15 protein-coding genes are annotated in these 17895 nt (G+C 42.0%); 11 read left to right on the plus strand and 4 right to left on the minus strand.

Annotated features, from left to right (window positions below; genetic code table 11):
• The first annotated feature begins 90 nt into the window (after positions 1-90).
• The 11 genes from trmFO (at position 91) to D8792_RS03045 (ending at position 13628) form a co-directional block, all read left to right on the plus strand.
• Positions 91-1425, plus strand: coding sequence for a methylenetetrahydrofolate--tRNA-(uracil(54)-C(5))-methyltransferase (FADH(2)-oxidizing) TrmFO (gene trmFO, locus D8792_RS02995; RefSeq protein WP_125372824.1), 1335 nt, complete (start codon positions 91-93; stop codon positions 1423-1425).
• Between the two features lie 115 nt (positions 1426-1540).
• Positions 1541-2365: an alpha/beta hydrolase gene (locus D8792_RS03000; protein ID WP_062123128.1), complete on the plus strand. Its 825-nt coding sequence runs from the start codon at positions 1541-1543 to the stop codon at positions 2363-2365.
• Positions 2366-2391: 26 nt separating this feature from the next.
• The gene (locus tag D8792_RS03005) at positions 2392-3132 is read left to right on the plus strand and encodes an esterase family protein (RefSeq protein WP_125372825.1); all 741 of its coding nucleotides are present in this window, start codon (positions 2392-2394) and stop codon (positions 3130-3132) included.
• A gap of 27 nt (positions 3133-3159) precedes the next feature.
• Positions 3160-4365, plus strand: a complete 1206-nt coding sequence (locus D8792_RS03010) for an ATP-grasp domain-containing protein (RefSeq protein WP_125372826.1) — start codon at positions 3160-3162, stop codon at positions 4363-4365.
• 327 nt (positions 4366-4692) lie between these two features.
• Positions 4693-5661 carry a thiamine pyrophosphate-dependent dehydrogenase E1 component subunit alpha gene (locus tag D8792_RS03015; RefSeq protein WP_125372827.1) on the plus strand — a complete coding sequence of 323 codons (969 nt, stop codon included), beginning with the start codon at positions 4693-4695 and terminating at the stop codon, positions 5659-5661.
• Between the two features lie 18 nt (positions 5662-5679).
• A complete protein-coding gene (locus D8792_RS03020; protein WP_125372828.1) occupies positions 5680-6672 on the plus strand; it encodes an alpha-ketoacid dehydrogenase subunit beta in 993 nt (330 codons plus the stop codon).
• Between the two features lie 329 nt (positions 6673-7001).
• The gene (locus tag D8792_RS03025) at positions 7002-8045 is read left to right on the plus strand and encodes a dihydrolipoamide acetyltransferase (RefSeq protein ID WP_125372829.1); all 1044 of its coding nucleotides are present in this window, start codon (positions 7002-7004) and stop codon (positions 8043-8045) included.
• 72 nt (positions 8046-8117) lie between these two features.
• Positions 8118-9821 (plus strand): dihydrolipoyl dehydrogenase, encoded by a 1704-nt coding sequence (gene lpdA, locus D8792_RS03030; protein WP_125372830.1) that lies wholly within the window; start codon positions 8118-8120, stop codon positions 9819-9821.
• Positions 9822-9835: 14 nt separating this feature from the next.
• The gene (gene lplA / locus D8792_RS03035; protein WP_125372831.1) at positions 9836-10825 is read left to right on the plus strand and encodes a lipoate--protein ligase; all 990 of its coding nucleotides are present in this window, start codon (positions 9836-9838) and stop codon (positions 10823-10825) included.
• Positions 10826-10984: 159 nt separating this feature from the next.
• On the plus strand, positions 10985-12994 hold the full coding sequence (locus tag D8792_RS03040; protein WP_125372832.1) for a DUF1430 domain-containing protein: 2010 nt from the start codon (positions 10985-10987) through the stop codon (positions 12992-12994).
• A 1-nt stretch (position 12995) separates the two neighbouring features.
• On the plus strand, positions 12996-13628 hold the full coding sequence (locus D8792_RS03045) for an ABC transporter ATP-binding protein (protein WP_125372833.1): 633 nt from the start codon (positions 12996-12998) through the stop codon (positions 13626-13628).
• A 77-nt stretch (positions 13629-13705) separates the two neighbouring features.
• Here D8792_RS03045 and xerS read toward each other — a convergent pair whose 3' ends face one another.
• The 4 genes from xerS to ffh form a co-directional block, all read right to left on the minus strand.
• The gene (gene xerS / locus D8792_RS03050; protein ID WP_125372834.1) at positions 13706-14776 is read right to left on the minus strand and encodes a tyrosine recombinase XerS; all 1071 of its coding nucleotides are present in this window, start codon (positions 14774-14776) and stop codon (positions 13706-13708) included.
• 189 nt (positions 14777-14965) lie between these two features.
• Positions 14966-15409, minus strand: a complete 444-nt coding sequence (locus tag D8792_RS03055) for a MepB family protein (RefSeq protein ID WP_125372835.1) — start codon at positions 15407-15409, stop codon at positions 14966-14968.
• Positions 15410-15462: 53 nt separating this feature from the next.
• On the minus strand, positions 15463-16251 hold the full coding sequence (locus D8792_RS03060) for an alpha/beta hydrolase (RefSeq protein WP_125372836.1): 789 nt from the start codon (positions 16249-16251) through the stop codon (positions 15463-15465).
• 60 nt (positions 16252-16311) lie between these two features.
• Positions 16312-17880: a signal recognition particle protein gene (ffh, locus tag D8792_RS03065; protein WP_125372837.1), complete on the minus strand. Its 1569-nt coding sequence runs from the start codon at positions 17878-17880 to the stop codon at positions 16312-16314.
• Positions 17881-17895: the final 15 nt, after the last annotated feature.

Genomic DNA, 17895 nt, shown 5'->3' on the forward strand with positions numbered 1-17895 from the left:
ACATTCAGGAATTCTCCTGTCTGTCTTTTTTACTTTCTTTTTGTTATAATGATCAGAGTGAAAAACTAGAAATATCCAAGGGAGAGTATCATGTCATCATCCTATATCAATGTTATCGGTGCTGGTCTTGCTGGCAGCGAAGCGGCTTACCAGATCGCTAAGCGTGGAATTCCCGTCAAACTTTATGAAATGCGAGGTGTCAAGTCGACGCCTCAACACAAAACTTCTGACTTTGCAGAATTGGTCTGCTCTAACTCTCTAAGAGGAGATGCGCTGACCAATGCAGTTGGCCTCCTCAAGGAAGAAATGCGGCGGTTGGACTCGGTCATTTTAAGAGCTGCAGAAGCGACTCGGGTGCCGGCTGGTGGCGCTCTAGCGGTTGATAGAGAAGGATTTTCTCAGATGGTGACTGAGCTAGTATCCAATCATCCACTGATTGAAGTCATGCGCGAGGAAATCACCGAAATTCCAGAAGATGCCATTACAGTCATTGCGACAGGTCCGCTGACTAGCGATGCTTTGGCAGAAAAAATCCACGCGCTCAATGGAGGCGACGGTTTTTATTTCTACGACGCAGCAGCGCCGATTGTTGATGTCAATACTATTGATATGACCAAGGTCTATCTCAAATCCCGCTATGATAAGGGAGAAGCAGCCTATCTCAACGCACCCATGACCAAGCAAGAATTTATGGATTTCCATGAGGCTTTGGTCAATGCGGAGGAAGCACCGCTTAATTCCTTTGAGAAGGAAAAATACTTTGAAGGCTGCATGCCTATTGAAGTTATGGCTAAGCGAGGCATTAAAACCATGCTTTATGGACCGATGAAGCCGGTTGGCTTGGAATATCCAGATGATTACCAAGGTCCTCGGGATGGTGAATATAAGACTCCATACGCTGTGGTGCAGCTTCGTCAGGACAATGCAGCGGGCAGTCTTTACAATATTGTCGGTTTCCAAACTCATCTCAAATGGGGCGAGCAAAAACGAGTCTTTCAGATGATTCCTGGCCTTGAAAATGCAGAATTTGTCCGCTATGGTGTCATGCACCGTAACTCCTATATGGACTCTCCAAATCTGCTAGAGCAGACTTTCCGCTCTAAGAGACAGACAAACCTTTTCTTTGCAGGGCAAATGACGGGTGTCGAAGGATATGTCGAATCAGCAGCTTCTGGTCTAGTTGCTGGTATCAATGCCGCTCGACTCTTCAAGGGAGAAGAAGCACTTGTTTTTCCAGAAACAACAGCAATCGGCAGTCTGCCGCATTATATCACTCACGCTGATAGCAAGCACTTCCAACCGATGAATGTCAATTTCGGTATTATCAAAGAGCTAGATGGCCCTCGGATTCGTGATAAGAAAGAGCGCTATGAGAAGATTGCTGAACGCGCCTTGAAGGATTTACAGCCTTATTTGGATAAATAATCTATTTTCTATCATTATCTAATAAAAATCATTAAAAAGTTAGGAAATTCCTAACTTTTTTGCTTAATTTGTGTTATAATAAATAAAAATTTTGAAAATAGAAAGTTTTCTGAAAATGAATAAATCCTATTTCTATCTTGATATGAAAACTCATGAGTTGGTGGTTCCTTACACCAAACAAAAACGGCGCGTGCGAGTGCTGCTCCCTAAAAATTATGAACAAGATACTAAAAAGACCTATCCCGTCGTCTATTTTCACGATGGACAAAATGTCCTCTATAGCAAGGAGTCTTTCAGTGGACATTCTTGGAAAGTGATTCCAACAATCAAGCGTAATCCTGATATTGAAAAAATGATAGTCGTAGCAATTGACAATGATGGACCACGACGGATGGATGAGTATTCCGCTTGGAAGTTTCAGGAGTCCAATATTCCTGGTGTCCAGTTTGGCGGCAAGGGCACAGAGTACGCAGAGTTTGTCATGGATGTCGTCAAACCTTTTATTGATGAAAATTATCGGACTAAGGCTGATCGCCAACATACGGCTATGATTGGTTCTTCATTGGGGGGCAATATTACCCAATTTATCGGCATTGAATATCAGGATCAGGTCGGCTGTCTAGGTGTTTTTTCATCGGCCAACTGGCTCCACCAAGAAGCTTTTGACCGTTACATAGAGCGTCAGAAGTTGCATCCAGACCAGCGAGTTTTCATCTATGTTGGAACAGAGGAAGCTGATGATACAGATAAGACCCTCATGGCAGGCAATATCAAACAAGCCTATATTGATTCTTCGCTCAGTTATTACCGCCAGCTGATTGCTGCTGGTGTGGAGCTGGACAATCTGCACATCAAAATCCAATCTGGAGCGATTCACAATGAAGTGGACTGGGCGGAAAATCTACCTGACTGTTTCCGCTTTATCAGTGAAAAGTGGTAAGAAAAGAAGCTAAAAGGAGAAAAGAAATGCATATAGAATTTTTAAGTCATTGGAGCGGTCATTTGAACCGTGAAATGTATGTCAATCGTTACGGTCATGATGGCATTCCAGTGGTAGTATTTGCCTCGTCAGGCGGGTCTCACAATGAATATGCTGACTTCGGCATGATTGAAGCCTGCTCTTGGTTCATCGAGACAGGAAAGGTGCAATTTTTTACCTTGAGCAGCGTAGATAGCGAAAGCTGGCTGGCGGACTGGAAACATCCCCATGACCGCGCTGAGATGCACCGTGCTTATGAGCGTTATGTTATTGAAGAGGCGATTCCTTTTATCAAACACAAGACAGGCTGGTTTGATCCAATGATGACGACAGGCTGCTCTATGGGCGCTTATCATGCTGTCAATTTCTTCCTCCAGCATCCAGATGTTTTCAATAAAGTGATTGCTCTCAGTGGTGTCTATGACGCACGCTTCTTTGTTGGTGACAATTTGAACGACGAAGCCATTTATCAAAACTCACCAGCTGACTACATCTGGAACCAAAATGATGGTTGGTTTATTGACCGTTATCGCCAGGCTGATATTATCGTTTGTACCGGTTTGGGCGACTGGGAGCAGGATGGCCTTCCTTCATTTTACACACTGAAAGAAGCCTGCGAACACAAAAATATCCCAGCCTGGTTTGCTGAATGGGGACATGATGTGTCTCATGATTGGATTTGGTGGCGCAAGCAGATGCCTTATTTCTTGAGCCAGTTAAACCTCTAAAATGTTAAGTAGAAAGGAAGTCTTACTATGAATTATATTGTTATTTCACCTTATTATCCAGAAAATTTCCAGCAGTTTACCATTGAGCTGGCTAACAAGGGCATTACAGTGCTTGGTATCGGACAGGAGCCCTATGAGCAGTTAGGTCCAAGCCTCCAGAACGCCTTGACCGAGTATTTCCGTGTTGACAATTTGGAAAATCTGGACGAAGTGAAACGTGCGGTAGCCTTCCTTTTCTACAAACATGGACCGATTGACCGCATCGAATCCCACAATGAATACTGGCTGGAGCAAGATGCCCAATTGCGGGAACAATTTAACGTTTTTGGAGCTAAGCCAAATGACCTGAAAAAGACTAAATTCAAGTCTGAAATGAAGAAACTCTTCCAGAAAGCTGGTGTGCCAGTCGTTCCAGGTCAGGTTGTCAGAAAACTATCGGATGTGGATCAAGCTGTCAAAAAAATCGGTCTGCCTCTGATTGCCAAGCCAGACAATGGGGTAGGAGCTGCAGCCACGTTTAAAATTGAAACAGCTGCAGATGTTGAGCATTTCAAGGCTGAGTGGGATCAGGAAACCGTCTATTTCTTTGAAAAATTTGTGACTTCTAGTGAGATTTGTACGTTTGATGGCCTGATTGATTCAGAGGGAAATATAGTCTTTTCAACGACTTTTGACTACGCCTATACACCGCTAGACCTCATGCTTTATAAAATGGATAATTCTTACTATGTCCTCAAGGAGATGGATCCAAAACTTCGTGCTTATGGCGAGGCTATTGTCCAAGCATTTGGCATGAAAGAGCGCTTTTTCCATATCGAGTTTTTCCGTCAAGACGATGATTATATAGCTATCGAATACAATAATCGTCCAGCAGGCGGCTTTACCATCGATGTTTATAACTATGCTCATTCGATTGACCTCTATCGTGGATACGCGAATATTGTGGTGGGTGAGCCCTTCCCTGAGTCAGACATGGAGCCGTTATTCTGCTTGGCAACATCTCGTCGCGCAAGCTCACATTATACCTATTCAGAGGCGGAGTTGTTAGAGAAATATCGTGATAACTTTAAAGTCAAAAAAGATATGCCAGCGGCCTTCGCAGAGTTGCAAGGTGACTACCTTTACATGCTGACCACTCCAAGTCGAGAGCAGATGGAAGAAATGATTGCTGACTTTGGAAAGAANGCAGAATNATNTTTTATAGTAGCCAAGCTTCTTTATAACGATGAATAAGTGTTTCAAAAATATAATGAGAATATAGTTTTGAATCATTCAAAAAAATGAAGAATGGTAGTTTGTGAAATTGTTATTTTTATTTCATCAATCAGCGTATCCATGCGATATGCTGATTTTTTCTTTGTGAAAAAATTTGAGCAAAAACTTTGACAGTGCTTTCAATATTCGCTAGAATAGAGGGGAAATAAATAATGCTTATACCCTGTATTATTCGGAATGATAGGACAGTTAGAACTCTCAGGATATTCATAATATCCTAGTACAACTTAAACAGTTGCAGCTGCCTGTACATACGATTGAATGGGGTTTTAGAAAGGCAAAGAAATGGCAACCTTAGATAAATCTCTCTTACTAGAGATGTTCCGTAAAATGGAAGAGATCCGTCGCATGGACTTGAAAATTGCGCAACTTGTAAAAAAAGGAAAAGTTCCAGGCATGACTCACTTTTCAGTTGGTGAGGAAGCAGCAAACGTTGGTGCAATGTTAGCTTTGAATCCAGATGATTTAATCACTTCTAATCACCGTGGACACGGTCAAGCCATTGCCAAAGGCATTGACCTGAATGGTATGATGGCTGAAATCCTTGGTAAGTATAATGGTACTTGTAAAGGAAAAGGCGGCTCTATGCATATTGCCGATCTGGATGCTGGAAACCTTGGTGCTAATGGTATCGTAGGTGGCGGTATGGGGATTGCTGTCGGAGCAGCTCTGACCCAGCAAATGAAAAAGACAGGCAAGATTGTTGTCTGCTTCTTTGGTGACGGTGCGACTAATGAAGGTGTCTTCCACGAAGCAGTCAACATGGCTTCTATCTGGAATCTTCCAGTTATTTTCTATTGTATTAACAACGGTTATGGAATATCTGCGGATATCAAGAAAATGACCAATGTGGAACATATCCATCAACGCAGCGCAGCTTATGGCATTCCAGGTATGTTTATCGAAGATGGCAATAATGTTCTGGATGTCTATGAAGGATTCCAAAAAGCTGTAGAGCATGTTCGCAGTGGTAAAGGACCTGTCTTAATCGAGAGTGTGACCTATCGTTGGTTGGGACACTCGTCTTCTGACCCAGGTAAATACCGTACTCGTGAAGAAGTGGAAGAATGGAAGAAGAAGGATCCAATCGAAAATCTTCGTAACTACTTGCTGGAAAACAAGATTGCAAGCGAGGAAGAGCTGGAAGCTATCCAAGCTGGAGTCAAAGAAGCAGTAGAAGCATCTGTTAAGTTTGCAGAAGAGAGCCCATTCCCGCCGCTTGAATCTGCATTTGAAGATATTTACGCAGACTAAAGAGAGGAGAAAAAGAAAATGGAAACTAAAACTATGTCTTTTCGTGACACCATTATCCTCGCTATGTCTGAGGAAATGCGTCGCGATGAAAATGTACTCTTGATGGGAGAGGATGTCGGAGTCTTTGGTGGAGATTTCGGAACATCTGTTGGTATGCTGGAAGAATTTGGACCTGAGCGTGTACGTGACTGTCCGATTTCAGAAGCAGCTATTTCTGGAGCAGCAGCTGGAGCAGCTATGACAGGACTCCGTCCAATCGTGGATATGACTTTCATGGACTTCGCTGTGATTGCCATGGATAATATCGTCAACCAAGCGGCTAAAACTCGCTACATGTTTGGAGGAAAAGGCCAAGTTCCGATGACCATTCGTTGTGCGGCTGGTAATGGAGTTGGCTCTGCGGCTCAGCACTCTCAGTCTTTGGAATCTTGGTTTACCCACATTCCAGGCCTCAAGGTAGTAGCACCAGGTACGCCTGCTGATATGAAAGGCCTCCTCAAGGCTTCTATCCGAGACAATAACCCAGTTATTATCTTGGAATATAAGTCTGAATTTAACCAAAAAGGGGAAGTCCCAGTTGATCCAGACTACACAATCCCACTTGGCGTTGGCGAAATCAAACGCGAAGGAACGGATGTAACAGTTGTTACTTACGGTAAAATGCTTCGCCGTGTGGTTCAAGCTGCTGAAGAACTTGCAGAAGAAGGAATTTCAGTTGAAATTGTGGATCCACGTACCCTTGTTCCTCTTGATAAGGATATCATCATTAACTCCGTGAAGAAGACTGGTAAGGTGGTGCTTGTCAACGATGCTCACAAAACAAGTGGCTATATCGGAGAGATTTCAGCAATTATTTCAGAATCAGAAGCATTTGACTATCTAGATGCACCAATTCGCCGTTGTGCGGGTGAAGATGTGCCAATGCCTTATGCACAAAACTTGGAAAACGCGATGATTCCGACTGTTGAAAGCATCAAAGACGCTATTCGGAAGACATATCATAAAGAATAAGGTATAATAAAGAAAAGGCTTTCTTATGGATTAGATTACATAGATTATTTTATGTAATCTAATCTTGTGTAGAGGGTCAAAGATGTTAAAACCTTCGTGATGGCTGCTAGTCGTTACAAATAGCATTAAAATAACTTATAGGGTTAGGACTGGAAGGAATTGAAACTATTTTTTCATTGTCCTCTGCGTCCTTAATATCTTATATTCGAACTCGGGCTAAAAGATCGGAAAAAAGATAAATCTCCTTGGCTTCATCGAAGCCTGCGTAGATTTCCTATTTTTCAGTCGCTTTTTACGCCCTTAGTATCATAATTAGAATTGGAGAGGTCATGGCTGATGATAAGCTAAGAGCGACTCCTGCTGCTAGAAAGTTAGCGGATGATTTGGGAATCAACCTCTATGATGTTTCTGGCTCAGGTGCAAACGGTCGTGTCCACAAAGAAGACGTGGAAACTTATAAAGATACAAACGTGGTGCGGATTTCACCACTGGCAAAACGAATTGCCCAAGAACATAATATCGCTTGGCAAGAAATTCAAGGAACTGGCCATCGTGGCAAGATTATGAAAAAAGACGTCCTTGCCTTTCTGCCTGAAAATATTGAGTCGGATACGATTAAGTCTCCAGCTCAAATCGAGAAAGTGGAAGAAGTTCCAGACAACATCACTCCTTACGGTGAAATTGAGCGGATTCCAATGACGCCAATGCGGAAGGTTATCGCGCAACGGATGGTAGAATCTTACCTAACTGCGCCAACCTTTACCCTCAACTATGATGTTGACATGACAGAAATGTTGGCTCTGCGTAAAAAAGTTCTGGAGCCAATCCTAGAAGCAACTGGTAAGAAAGTAACAGTGACAGATCTGCTTTCGCTTGCTGTTGTCAAGACATTGATGAAGCACCCTTATCTCAACGCTTCATTGACGGATGAAGGTAAGACGATCATCACTCACAATTATGTAAATTTGGCTATGGCGGTCGGTATGGACAATGGCCTGATGACGCCAGTCGTCTACAACGCAGAGAAAATGAGCTTGTCAGAATTGGTTGTAGCCTTTAAAGATGTAATCGGACGTACCTTGGATGGCAAGTTGGCACCGAGCGAACTGCAAAACTCAACCTTCACGATTAGTAACTTGGGAATGTTTGGTGTACAGTCCTTCGGTCCTATCATCAACCAACCAAACTCAGCTATCTTGGGTGTCAGCTCAACGGTTGAAAAACCTGTCGTTGTGAATGGAGAAATCGTTATCCGTCCAATTATGAGCTTGGGCTTGACCATTGACCACCGTGTAGTTGATGGAATGGCAGGAGCTAAGTTCATGAAGGACTTGAAGGCTTTGATTGAAGACCCAATTTCAATGTTGGTATAAGATTTTCTTTGCTAGTCTGAAAAGCAAAGAATCGCTCAGCAAATGAAGAACTAATTAGAAAAGGAAAGAAAAATGGCTTTAGAAGTAATTATGCCAAAAGCCGGCGTGGATATGACAGAAGGACAAATCGTCCAATGGAATAAAAAAGTCGGAGAATTTGTAAAAGAAGGAGAAATCCTTTTGGAAATCATGACTGACAAAGTCAGCATGGAATTGGAAGCCGAAGAAGATGGATACTTGATTGCCATCCTCAAAGGAGATGGTGAAACTGTCCCTGTAACGGAAGTTATCGGTTACCTTGGGGAAGAAGGTGAAAACATCCCAACAGCTGGAGCGGCAGCACCAGAATCGAAACCTGCACCTGCAGCTAGTGCCTCAAACGACGACGGTAAGAGTGATGATGCCTTTGATATCGTTGTGATTGGTGGTGGCCCTGCTGGTTATGTGGCAGCCATTAAAGCAGCCCAACTTGGTGGTAAGGTTGCCCTTGTTGAGAAATCTGAACTCGGTGGAACCTGCTTGAACCGTGGATGTATCCCAACTAAGACCTACCTTCACAATGCTGAAATCATTGAAAACATCGGTCATGCAGCAAACCGTGGTATCGTCATCGAAAATCCAAACTTCACTGTAGATATGAACAAACTTTTAGAAACTAAATCTAAAGTTGTTAATACTCTTGTTGGTGGAGTTGCAGGACTTCTTCGTAGTTATGGAGTTACTGTTCATAAGGGTGTTGGTACAATCACTAAAGACAAGAATGTCTTGGTAAATGGTTCGGAATTGCTTGAAACCAAGAAAATCATCCTTGCTGGTGGTTCAAAAGTCAGCAAGATCAACGTTCCTGGTATGGAATCATCACTTGTGATGACAAGTGATGACATTCTTGAAATGAACGAAGTTCCAGAAAGCCTTGTTATCATCGGTGGTGGGGTCGTTGGTATTGAGCTTGGCCAAGCCTTCATGACCTTTGGTTCAAAAGTTACGGTTGTTGAAATGATGGACCGTATCGTACCAGCTATGGATGCGGAAGTTTCTAAGAACCTTCGCCTCATCTTGGAGCGCAAGGGTATGACAATTCTGACTGAAACTAAGTTGGAAGAAATCATCGAAGAAAACGGCAAACTTCGTATCAAAGTTGAAGGAAAAGACGATATTATTGCAAGCAAAGCTCTTCTTTCAATCGGTCGTGTGCCAGATCTTGAAGGTATTGGCGAAGTTGAGTTCGAATTGGATCGTGGTCGTATCAAAGTCAACGAGTACATGGAAACTTCTGTTCCAGGTATTTACGCACCGGGCGATATCAATGGTACTAAGATGTTGGCTCACGCAGCCTTCCGTATGGGTGAAGTTGCCGCTGAGAATGCTCTTAAAGGAAACCATGTTGTAGCGAAACTCAACTTAACTCCTGCAGCCATTTACACTCTTCCTGAAGTAGCAGCAGTAGGTCTGACTGAAGAACAAGCACGTGAGAAATATGATGTCGCTATCGGTAAATTCAACTTCGCTGCTAACGGTCGTGCCATTGCCTCAGATGCAGCTCAAGGTTTTGTTAAAGTCATCGCTGATAAGAAGTACGGAGAAATCCTTGGTGTTCATATCATCGGTCCTGCAGCTGCAGAATTGATCAACGAGGCATCAAGCATTATCGAAATGGAAATCACTGTTGAAGAAATGCTCAAGACCATCCACGGCCATCCAACTTATTCAGAAGTGATGTATGAAGCGTTTGCGGATGTTTTGGGAATGGCTATCCACTCACCTAAGAAAAAATAAAGGATGTCTCGTCAATGAAATATATCATTAACAATAGCAATGATACCGCCTTTAATATCGCTCTTGAGGAGTATGCTTTTAAGCATCTCCTTGATGAGGATCAAATTTTCCTGCTCTGGATCAATAAGCCATCGATTATTGTCGGACGCCATCAAAACACGATCCAAGAAATTAACCGCGACTATGTGCGGGAACATGGTATCGAAGTTGTGCGCCGCATTAGCGGTGGTGGAGCTGTCTACCACGATCTTAACAATCTCAACTACACGATTATTTCTAAAGAAGATGAGAATAAAGCCTTTGATTTCAAATCTTTCTCAACGCCAGTAATCAATACCTTGGCTCAACTTGGTGTAAAGGCTGAATTCACTGGCCGCAACGACTTGGAAATTGATGGCAAGAAATTCTGTGGCAATGCCCAAGCTTACATCAATGGCCGTATCATGCACCATGGCTGTCTGCTCTTTGATGTGGATTTGTCAGTCTTGGCCAATGCTCTTAAAGTTTCTAAGGATAAGTTTGAATCCAAGGGAGTTCAATCTGTCCGTGCTCGTGTAACCAATATTGTGGACGAGCTGCCAGAGAAAATCACTGTTGAAGAGTTTAAAGATCTTCTCCTGGCTTATATGAAAAAAGAGTACCCTGAGATGACAGAATACGTCTTCTCAGAAGAAGAATTGGCGGAAATCAATCGTATCAAGGATACTAAATTCGGTACTTGGGACTGGAATTACGGTAAATCACCTGAGTTTAACGTCCGTCGTGGAACAAAATTCCCTAGTGGTAAGGTCGAAGTTTTTGCCAATGTTATCGAGTCTAAAATCCAGGACATCAAGATTTATGGTGACTTCTTTGGTATCGAAGACGTCGCAGCAGTAGAAGATGTCCTTCGCGGCGTTCGCTATGAACGTGAAGATGTCCTCAAAGCATTGGAAACAATAGATATTACCCGCTACTTTGCCGGGATCAGCCGTGAGGAAATCGCTGAAGCAGTAGTAGGATAAAAACATGAGAGATTCGCTTTTGCGGATCTCTTTTTTGAACTCATTTTTACCTATAAATAATTTCTAATATATTGCTTTTATGGTATACTATAGATGGATAACGTCATTTGAAAAGCTTGAAGTATCTCTCTTCAATCTCTCTTTAGAAAGTGTGATCTTATGAAACGAGTCTTTATTATCTTTTCTAATCTTTTTGTCACCAGCTTTCTTCTTTGGATTGCCTTCATTTCGCCAAATACGCTTATCCACCGAAGTCTCCCTGTGGTAGGAGTTCTTAAGCAAGAAAGGACTGTCACCTATGAGGAGCTTTCGGCCAACTTAGATCAGTTAGCAAGGGAAAGCAATAGTGTAATCGCTCGCCAGATTCAACAAACGGATGCTGAAGGTCAAGTCAAGTTCTCTTACGATCTCTACGGAGAGGGAGAGATGCCAAAGGGCATCAAAAAAGCAGATAAAGAAGTCGCTTCTAAGAAAAGCTTACTTACCAATTACTATATACTCTCAGGGAAGTTACCACTCGAAAAGTTGGATCAAAAACTACACGAACTTGGTTTCTCAAAGACTTTCATGAATAAGCCTAATCTCTTGCAGAATTTTATGGCATTTTTTGGTTCCGGTTCCCAATCCTTAGCCTTGGTTATTTTTATTCTTAGCTTTAGTGCATTGGCCATTATTCAAAAAACACTTGAATTGAGGAGTGCAGGGATTCGTTATATTGCAGGGATGAGACGGTACCAACTCTTTGGACGTTCTCTCATGGAAGACAGCAGAGAGCTGCTTTTAGGATGTATTGGAGCCAGTGCCTTAGGATCCATTTTGATTTATTGCTTACAATTAACCCCCTTTGCCTATTCCTTCATTATTTCAAGTAGTATCATTTATAATACGCTCTTGCTCATCGTATCTGCTCTCCTGTCCTTTATATTTGCATTCAGCATCCAGACGGTGCACTTGGTTAGCCTTTTAAAAGGGAAAATTCCAGTAAAAAGGATTTTAGTTTTTCTCTTTACCTGTCAATTTCTCGCTGTTGCTCTCATTGGCCTTGCTATCCATCGAGTCAGTATCTATGGTTCTGTCTGGCAGACTTACCAAGAGGGGAAAGTGGCTTGGTCTAAAGAGACGAATTGGGTTCAAATTGGTGTAAATCGGGAGGATTTTTCACAGAGTACAAACAAAGAGACGCAAATTGATAACAGAGCAAAATGGTCTAAGCTCATCGAGTCTGGCATCGAAAAAGGTGGTCTCTTGGTCTATCATCAGCTCGCATCTTTTGATTCAAAAGGCTTCATGAATGATCCTAGAACAGGGAGAGATCTTTCGATCACAGATTACGATCCTCTTGCTAATACCCTGTATGTCACTCCAAATTACCTTGATATGCAAAGAATCTCAGTTTCCCCTGAGGAAAAAGAGCGCTTGAATCACTTGCAAGCTGGAGAATTTGGACTCTTGCTCCCTGAAAAGTTGAAGGGTCAAGAAGAGGAGTTGAAAAAACGTTATGAAGATTATCTGACTCCTAAAGATGAACAAGGAAAGAGTCCGTTGTCCATGAAAGCACGGATGACCTATCTTCCTAACAACCAAGAACGCTTTATTTACAACAATACACCTATGAACTATCAGCAATTCTTGACCGATCCGATTTTGGTTGTTGTCCAACCTAAAAGCTTTGGTGGCTACGACAATCCTTATTTCTCTCAACTCAATTCTTATCTGTATTTTGATGGACTTGAAAAAAGCAAGAAGCTAATAGCTGAGCATGGGCTTGAAAAAAACGTGAGTCAATACGACTATGCAGCGGCTGTCTATCAGCAGATGATGCAATCCATTCAATTAGAGAACCTCATGGCCATTGCTGGCGGTGTCTTCGGAATGGCGACCTCCATTCTACTCTTTAACACCATGAATTTCCTCTATTTTGAAGAGTTTAGAAGACCAATCTTTCTGAAGAAGATTGCGGGTATGGACTTTTTGAAAATTCACAAAAGTATGCTCATATCAGAGATTGCCATGTTGCTATTAGGTAGTGTCCTGATTTTCTTTCTCACACAGGAATGGTGGATCGCTCTCGTCACGCTCTTATTATTTGCGACCAATGCATGGCTGATTCTCCTTTACCGCTCGCATAAAGAGGAGCATTTCTTACCCATTATTCTGAAAGGAGCCTAATATGATCAAAATAGAACACCTGGCAAAATCATTTGGAGAACGGACTGTCTTTCAGGATATCCATCTGCAATTTGCAGCAGGGAAGGTCTACGCCCTAATCGGAAATAGTGGTTGCGGCAAAACAACCCTACTCAATATTCTGGCTAAGCTAGAACCTTATGATAAGGGAAGCATCAGCTACCGAGGGCAAGAGCTTAAGCAAATCAAATCTCATCACTTTTTCAAAAATGAATTAGGCTATCTCTTTCAAAATTTTGGTCTTCTTGAAAACGAGACCGTAGCTGCCAATTTAGAACTTGGATTGATTGGTCAAAAATTGACTAAACAAGAGAAGAAGCAGAGAGAAGAAGAAGTCTTAGAAAAGGTGGGATTGGACTATCTCACGCTCGATCAAAAAATCTATGAATTATCAGGCGGAGAAGCGCAGCGTGTCGCCTTGGCCAAAGTTATCCTAAAGGATCCTCCTTTGATTTTAGCAGATGAATTGACTGCAGCACTCGATCCAGAAACTTCACAAGAAATTATGAACTTGCTTTTATCATTGAAAAAGCCCGACCGCTTGATGATTATTGCAACGCATAACCCAGCGATTTGGGAAAAGGCCGATGAAGTGATTCGGTTAAATACTATTTAAGTCAAGTAAAAATGCTCTATGATTTTTTGTTCATAGAGCATTTACTGCTTCACGCAACATAATTTTAGTTCTGTAAACTATAGCTTATCCAGAGCATTCTTTTGCTCATCATTGACAATATGGGTGTAAAGGTCAGTAACCTGTGTACTAGCATGCCCCAGCTGGTGACTGACGAGAACTTGAGATTTGGTTGCATCATACAAACGTGTAGCAAGTGTATGGCGGAGTTTGTGAGGCGTCACCCGCACCTTGAAGTCTTCAGAATACTTGGCCACCATTTTTTCGACACTAGAAGCATCGATTCGATTAGGAGTGCCGCGGTATTCAGTCAAAAAGAGGGCTGTATCAGTCTTTTCGGCCTTGTATCGCTTGCTCCGAACGCTCAGATACTCTTCTAAATAGGGCTTAGCAAAAGCAGCGACATTGACAGAGTCTCTTTTCCCGCCTTTTCTAGTTACTTCAATGACCATCATTTTGAGATTGATGTCTTTAAGGTCCAGATTGACAGCTTCAGACAGACGAACACCAGAGGCTAGCAGCAAGGCAATGATGGCTAAATCTCGTTCTTTGTTCTTGTTGAAAGAGGACAGAGCGCGATTAGAGAGCTTCTTAGGGTACTCCGTATCGATATACTGGAGAAATTCCTCGGTTTCATCCCCTAAAAAGAGCTTCTGCTTAATATTCTCAGCACGAGCAGCCAGAGTTTCCTTTTTCTTCTTAGTAGCAACCTTTTTCATCACATTTCGATAGAAGTAGGGCTCGCCCTGTTCGTTTTCGACTTCCTCAGTCAAATATTTGTAAAGGCTGGACAAAGCCGAAAGAGTCCGATTGATGGTTGTCTGGGAAACACCGTTTTGGGTCGTATTAGCATTGAGGAGCGGCCGCTCCCGTAAGTATAGAATGAAGGATTCCATATCTTTCTTAGTCATATTTTCCAAGACAGAGAGAGGAATCTCAGCAATCTCTGAAGCGTCAGAAATATCGGAGTCTAAAACCCAGCGAAAAAATCGATCGTATTCTTTGAGATATTCATACAAGGTTGTAAAACTATAAGGCACCGCCAGCTTGGATTGGTAATATTCTAAAACGTACCAGGGCATGATTTGCTTCAGCTTATAAATTCGTTCCAATAAAATCTCGCGTTTCATTCCATCTTCCTCATAATTTTTCTATAAAAGAAGTATAGCATATCTAGATATATTTTTCAAGAAAATTATAGTTTTTCGGAAATATGATGGAGGGGCGGTATATGACCTAACTTTACTACAAAACAGATAATAAAAACAAGACAGAATTGAGAAACTCTAAAACTAAACTCTGTCTTGTTTCACTAAAACTTATTCTTCTAATTTAATTTTTTGAAAATAATCCAGTTGCCATTTTTGTGTTGCCTGAGCTGTTTTATTTAAATGTGTGCACCAGGACGGATAAAACCGCATAGCCATCTTTCCTTTACAATCCTTTGTAGAAAGAATTTTTTTACTGATAGCCACCTCTTTGGGAATGATAAATATACCGCAATGACGGTCGTCGATGACGACAATAACCAGTTCATTACCCAAGTCTTTATCAGTATAAGGAATATTCTTGTTGTCTTGGTCTTTTTTCCAAAAGACTGTAAAGTAGCCTTCTTTTTTAGGTGTTTTCTTTGCCAAACGGCATCTTTTATATTCTTGATCATCCTTTGGCTTAATCAAAATGCTTTCATAGTCTTCATTCCATTTTTCATTTATCAGATCAAAGTCACCATAATACCTATGAAGAATGTCTGTCATTTTCATTCTTTTATCGCCTTTCTAATTTTTTACCAAAATTAAATTATGTAAAATAATTACTAGAATAAAAACCCTTTAATCAAATTAATTACTTGTTCATTTTGTGGTAGAGATGAATGATGGGCAGCCTTACCTGTAATGACGACCTCTCTATGCGAAGCAATCTTTCCTTTATAAATCAAGCTCCCAGCCTCTACACTGCTTCTATGGACAATACCATCGCCATCACGGAAAAAGATTCCTAAAATCGATAGATGCTGAAGTTGATGAGGTAACTTGTCTTGATTAGTCACAAAATCTTCCAACATCGGAACTCGATCACTGACTTCTTTTTTATTCAAATTATAAGGACTGCCAATAGTCAGGAGCTTTTCCATCTCCAATCCAGAATGGTTTGCCAGGTATTGCTGCAGGAATACTGTATAAACCAGTCCGCCATTAGAATGCCCCAAGCCTTTAAAACTGGTAAAAGGGTATTTCTCTCGCAAAACAGTTATGGCAGCGTTAAACATAGCAGCCTGCTTCTTGATATTTTTGTAACCATCGCGATTATTCTGAAAACCAATCACAAAAATGGGGTTTCTGTCCTTTCGCTTCAAATGCCCACGATAAGTCATGCGACCGTCATTCCATACTTTTATACGAATCAGACTATGGTGAGGATGCTGGTCGTGGTTGAGCTTTCTAACCATTTTGTTAAAACGATTCTCTGTCGCTGAACTGCCGGGAATCATGATGATTGGTTCTATATCAACTTTACTCAAGGGTAGATGGCTGATGGGATGGGAAGGGAGTTTGTTTTTTATTTTGATGTAAAGCTGAATCAGGTACTTAATAAACTTTTTCATTTCTTTTTCCTAAATGTATAAAACAAGTTACATAAAATAAATTATGTAACTTGTTTGCGATTACTTCCGTTTTTTCTTGTTTTTCTTCATTTGCTTGGCCATTTTATTCATGCTGCGGCGCATGAGGAATTCTCCAGCTTTTCCTTTGAGGCCACCGCCGAAAAGTTGACTCATATCTGGCATGCCTGCTCCGCCTAAGGCAGATAAATCCGGCATACCGCCTTGTCCCATCATGCCTTCTAAAGCTGACATATCAGGCATGCCGCCCGGCATATTTTTAGGAAGATTGTTAGGGTTGAGCCTCATCTGTTTCATCATTTTGTTCATATCTCCAGATAGGACGCCCTGCATCATCTGTTTGGCTTGGTTAAAGTCCTTGATAAACTTATTGACTTCGACAAAGCTATTACCAGAACCAGCCGCAATTCGACGACGGCGGCTTGGGTTAAGCAGGTCTGGATTTTCCCGCTCAGCTGGTGTCATAGAAGATACGATGGCACGTTTACGGGCAATTTCTTTTTCATCTACTTTGATGTTTTTAAGAGCAGGATTATTGGCCATACCTGGCAACATCTTGAGCAATTCTTCCATAGGCCCCATGTTCTGCACTTGGTCCAGCTGGTCGATGAAATCGTTGAAATCAAAGGTGTTTTCCCGCATTTTTTCAGCCATTTCAAGCGATTTTTTCTCATCGTACTCTTGAGCGGCCTTTTCAATCAGGGTCAGCATATCCCCCATACCGAGGATACGGCCAGACATACGGTCTGGGTGGAAGGTTTCGATATCGGTAATCTTTTCGCCAGTACCAGTGAACTTGATTGGCTTGCCAGTAATCTGACGGACTGACAGAGCTGCACCACCACGAGTATCCCCATCAATCTTGGTCAGGATGACCCCGGTTACTTCGAGTTGATTGTTAAATTCACGGGCTACATTTGCTGCTTCCTGACCAATCATGGCATCGACAACCAGCAGAATTTCATTTGGCTGTGCTAAAGCCTTGACATCAGCTAGCTCCTGCATAAGCTTTTCATCAATTTGTAGGCGACCAGCCGTATCAATCAAGACATAGTCGTTGTGATTAGCCTTGGCTTGCTCCAAACCTTGACGGACAATCTCTACTGCTGGGAACTCGGTACCCAAGGCAAAGACTGGAACATCAATCTGGTGGCCCAGTGTTTTCAGCTGATCAATAGCTGCTGGACGGTAGATATCCGCCGCAATCATCAAAGGACGAGCATTTTCTTCTTTCTTGAGTTTATTGGCCAATTTACCCGCAAAGGTCGTTTTACCAGCCCCTTGCAAACCGACCATCATGATAACAGTCGGAATCTTTGGTGACTTGATAATCTCGGCAGTATCAGAACCCAGAATGGCTGTTAGCTCTTCGTCTACGATTTTGATGATCTGTTGAGCTGGATTAAGCGTGTCAATAACTTCGTGTCCGATAGCTCGCTCACGAATCTTTTTAATAAAGTCTTTAACAACAGGCAGGGCAACGTCAGCCTCCAAGAGAGCAAGACGAATCTCTTTGGTCGCTTCCTGGATATCACTCTCAGAAATTTTTCCCTTTCTGCGTAGGTTTTTAAAGACGTTCTGTAAGCGTTCAGTCAAATTTTCAAAAGCCATAAATATTTCTCCTCT

The organism is Streptococcus cristatus (assembly GCF_003943505.1).
Classification (GTDB): Bacteria; Bacillota; Bacilli; order Lactobacillales; family Streptococcaceae; genus Streptococcus; species Streptococcus cristatus_E.

Bases quoted from the DNA above. Each gene is read 5' to 3' on its own strand.
- trmFO (WP_125372824.1), top strand. From the start codon at position 91: ATGTCATCATCCTATATCAATGTTATCGGTGCTGGTCTTGCTGGCAGC.
- D8792_RS03000 (WP_062123128.1), top strand. From the start codon at position 1,541: ATGAATAAATCCTATTTCTATCTTGATATGAAAACTCATGAGTTGGTG.
- D8792_RS03005 (WP_125372825.1), top strand. From the start codon at position 2,392: ATGCATATAGAATTTTTAAGTCATTGGAGCGGTCATTTGAACCGTGAA.
- D8792_RS03015 (WP_125372827.1), top strand. From the start codon at position 4,693: ATGGCAACCTTAGATAAATCTCTCTTACTAGAGATGTTCCGTAAAATG.
- D8792_RS03020 (WP_125372828.1), top strand. From the start codon at position 5,680: ATGGAAACTAAAACTATGTCTTTTCGTGACACCATTATCCTCGCTATG.
- D8792_RS03025 (WP_125372829.1), top strand. From the start codon at position 7,002: ATGGCTGATGATAAGCTAAGAGCGACTCCTGCTGCTAGAAAGTTAGCG.
- lpdA (WP_125372830.1), top strand. From the start codon at position 8,118: ATGGCTTTAGAAGTAATTATGCCAAAAGCCGGCGTGGATATGACAGAA.
- lplA (WP_125372831.1), top strand. From the start codon at position 9,836: ATGAAATATATCATTAACAATAGCAATGATACCGCCTTTAATATCGCT.
- D8792_RS03040 (WP_125372832.1), top strand. From the start codon at position 10,985: ATGAAACGAGTCTTTATTATCTTTTCTAATCTTTTTGTCACCAGCTTT.
- D8792_RS03045 (WP_125372833.1), top strand. From the start codon at position 12,996: ATGATCAAAATAGAACACCTGGCAAAATCATTTGGAGAACGGACTGTC.
- xerS (WP_125372834.1), bottom strand. From the start codon at position 14,776: ATGAAACGCGAGATTTTATTGGAACGAATTTATAAGCTGAAGCAAATC.
- D8792_RS03055 (WP_125372835.1), bottom strand. From the start codon at position 15,409: ATGAAAATGACAGACATTCTTCATAGGTATTATGGTGACTTTGATCTG.
- D8792_RS03060 (WP_125372836.1), bottom strand. From the start codon at position 16,251: ATGAAAAAGTTTATTAAGTACCTGATTCAGCTTTACATCAAAATAAAA.
- ffh (WP_125372837.1), bottom strand. From the start codon at position 17,880: ATGGCTTTTGAAAATTTGACTGAACGCTTACAGAACGTCTTTAAAAAC.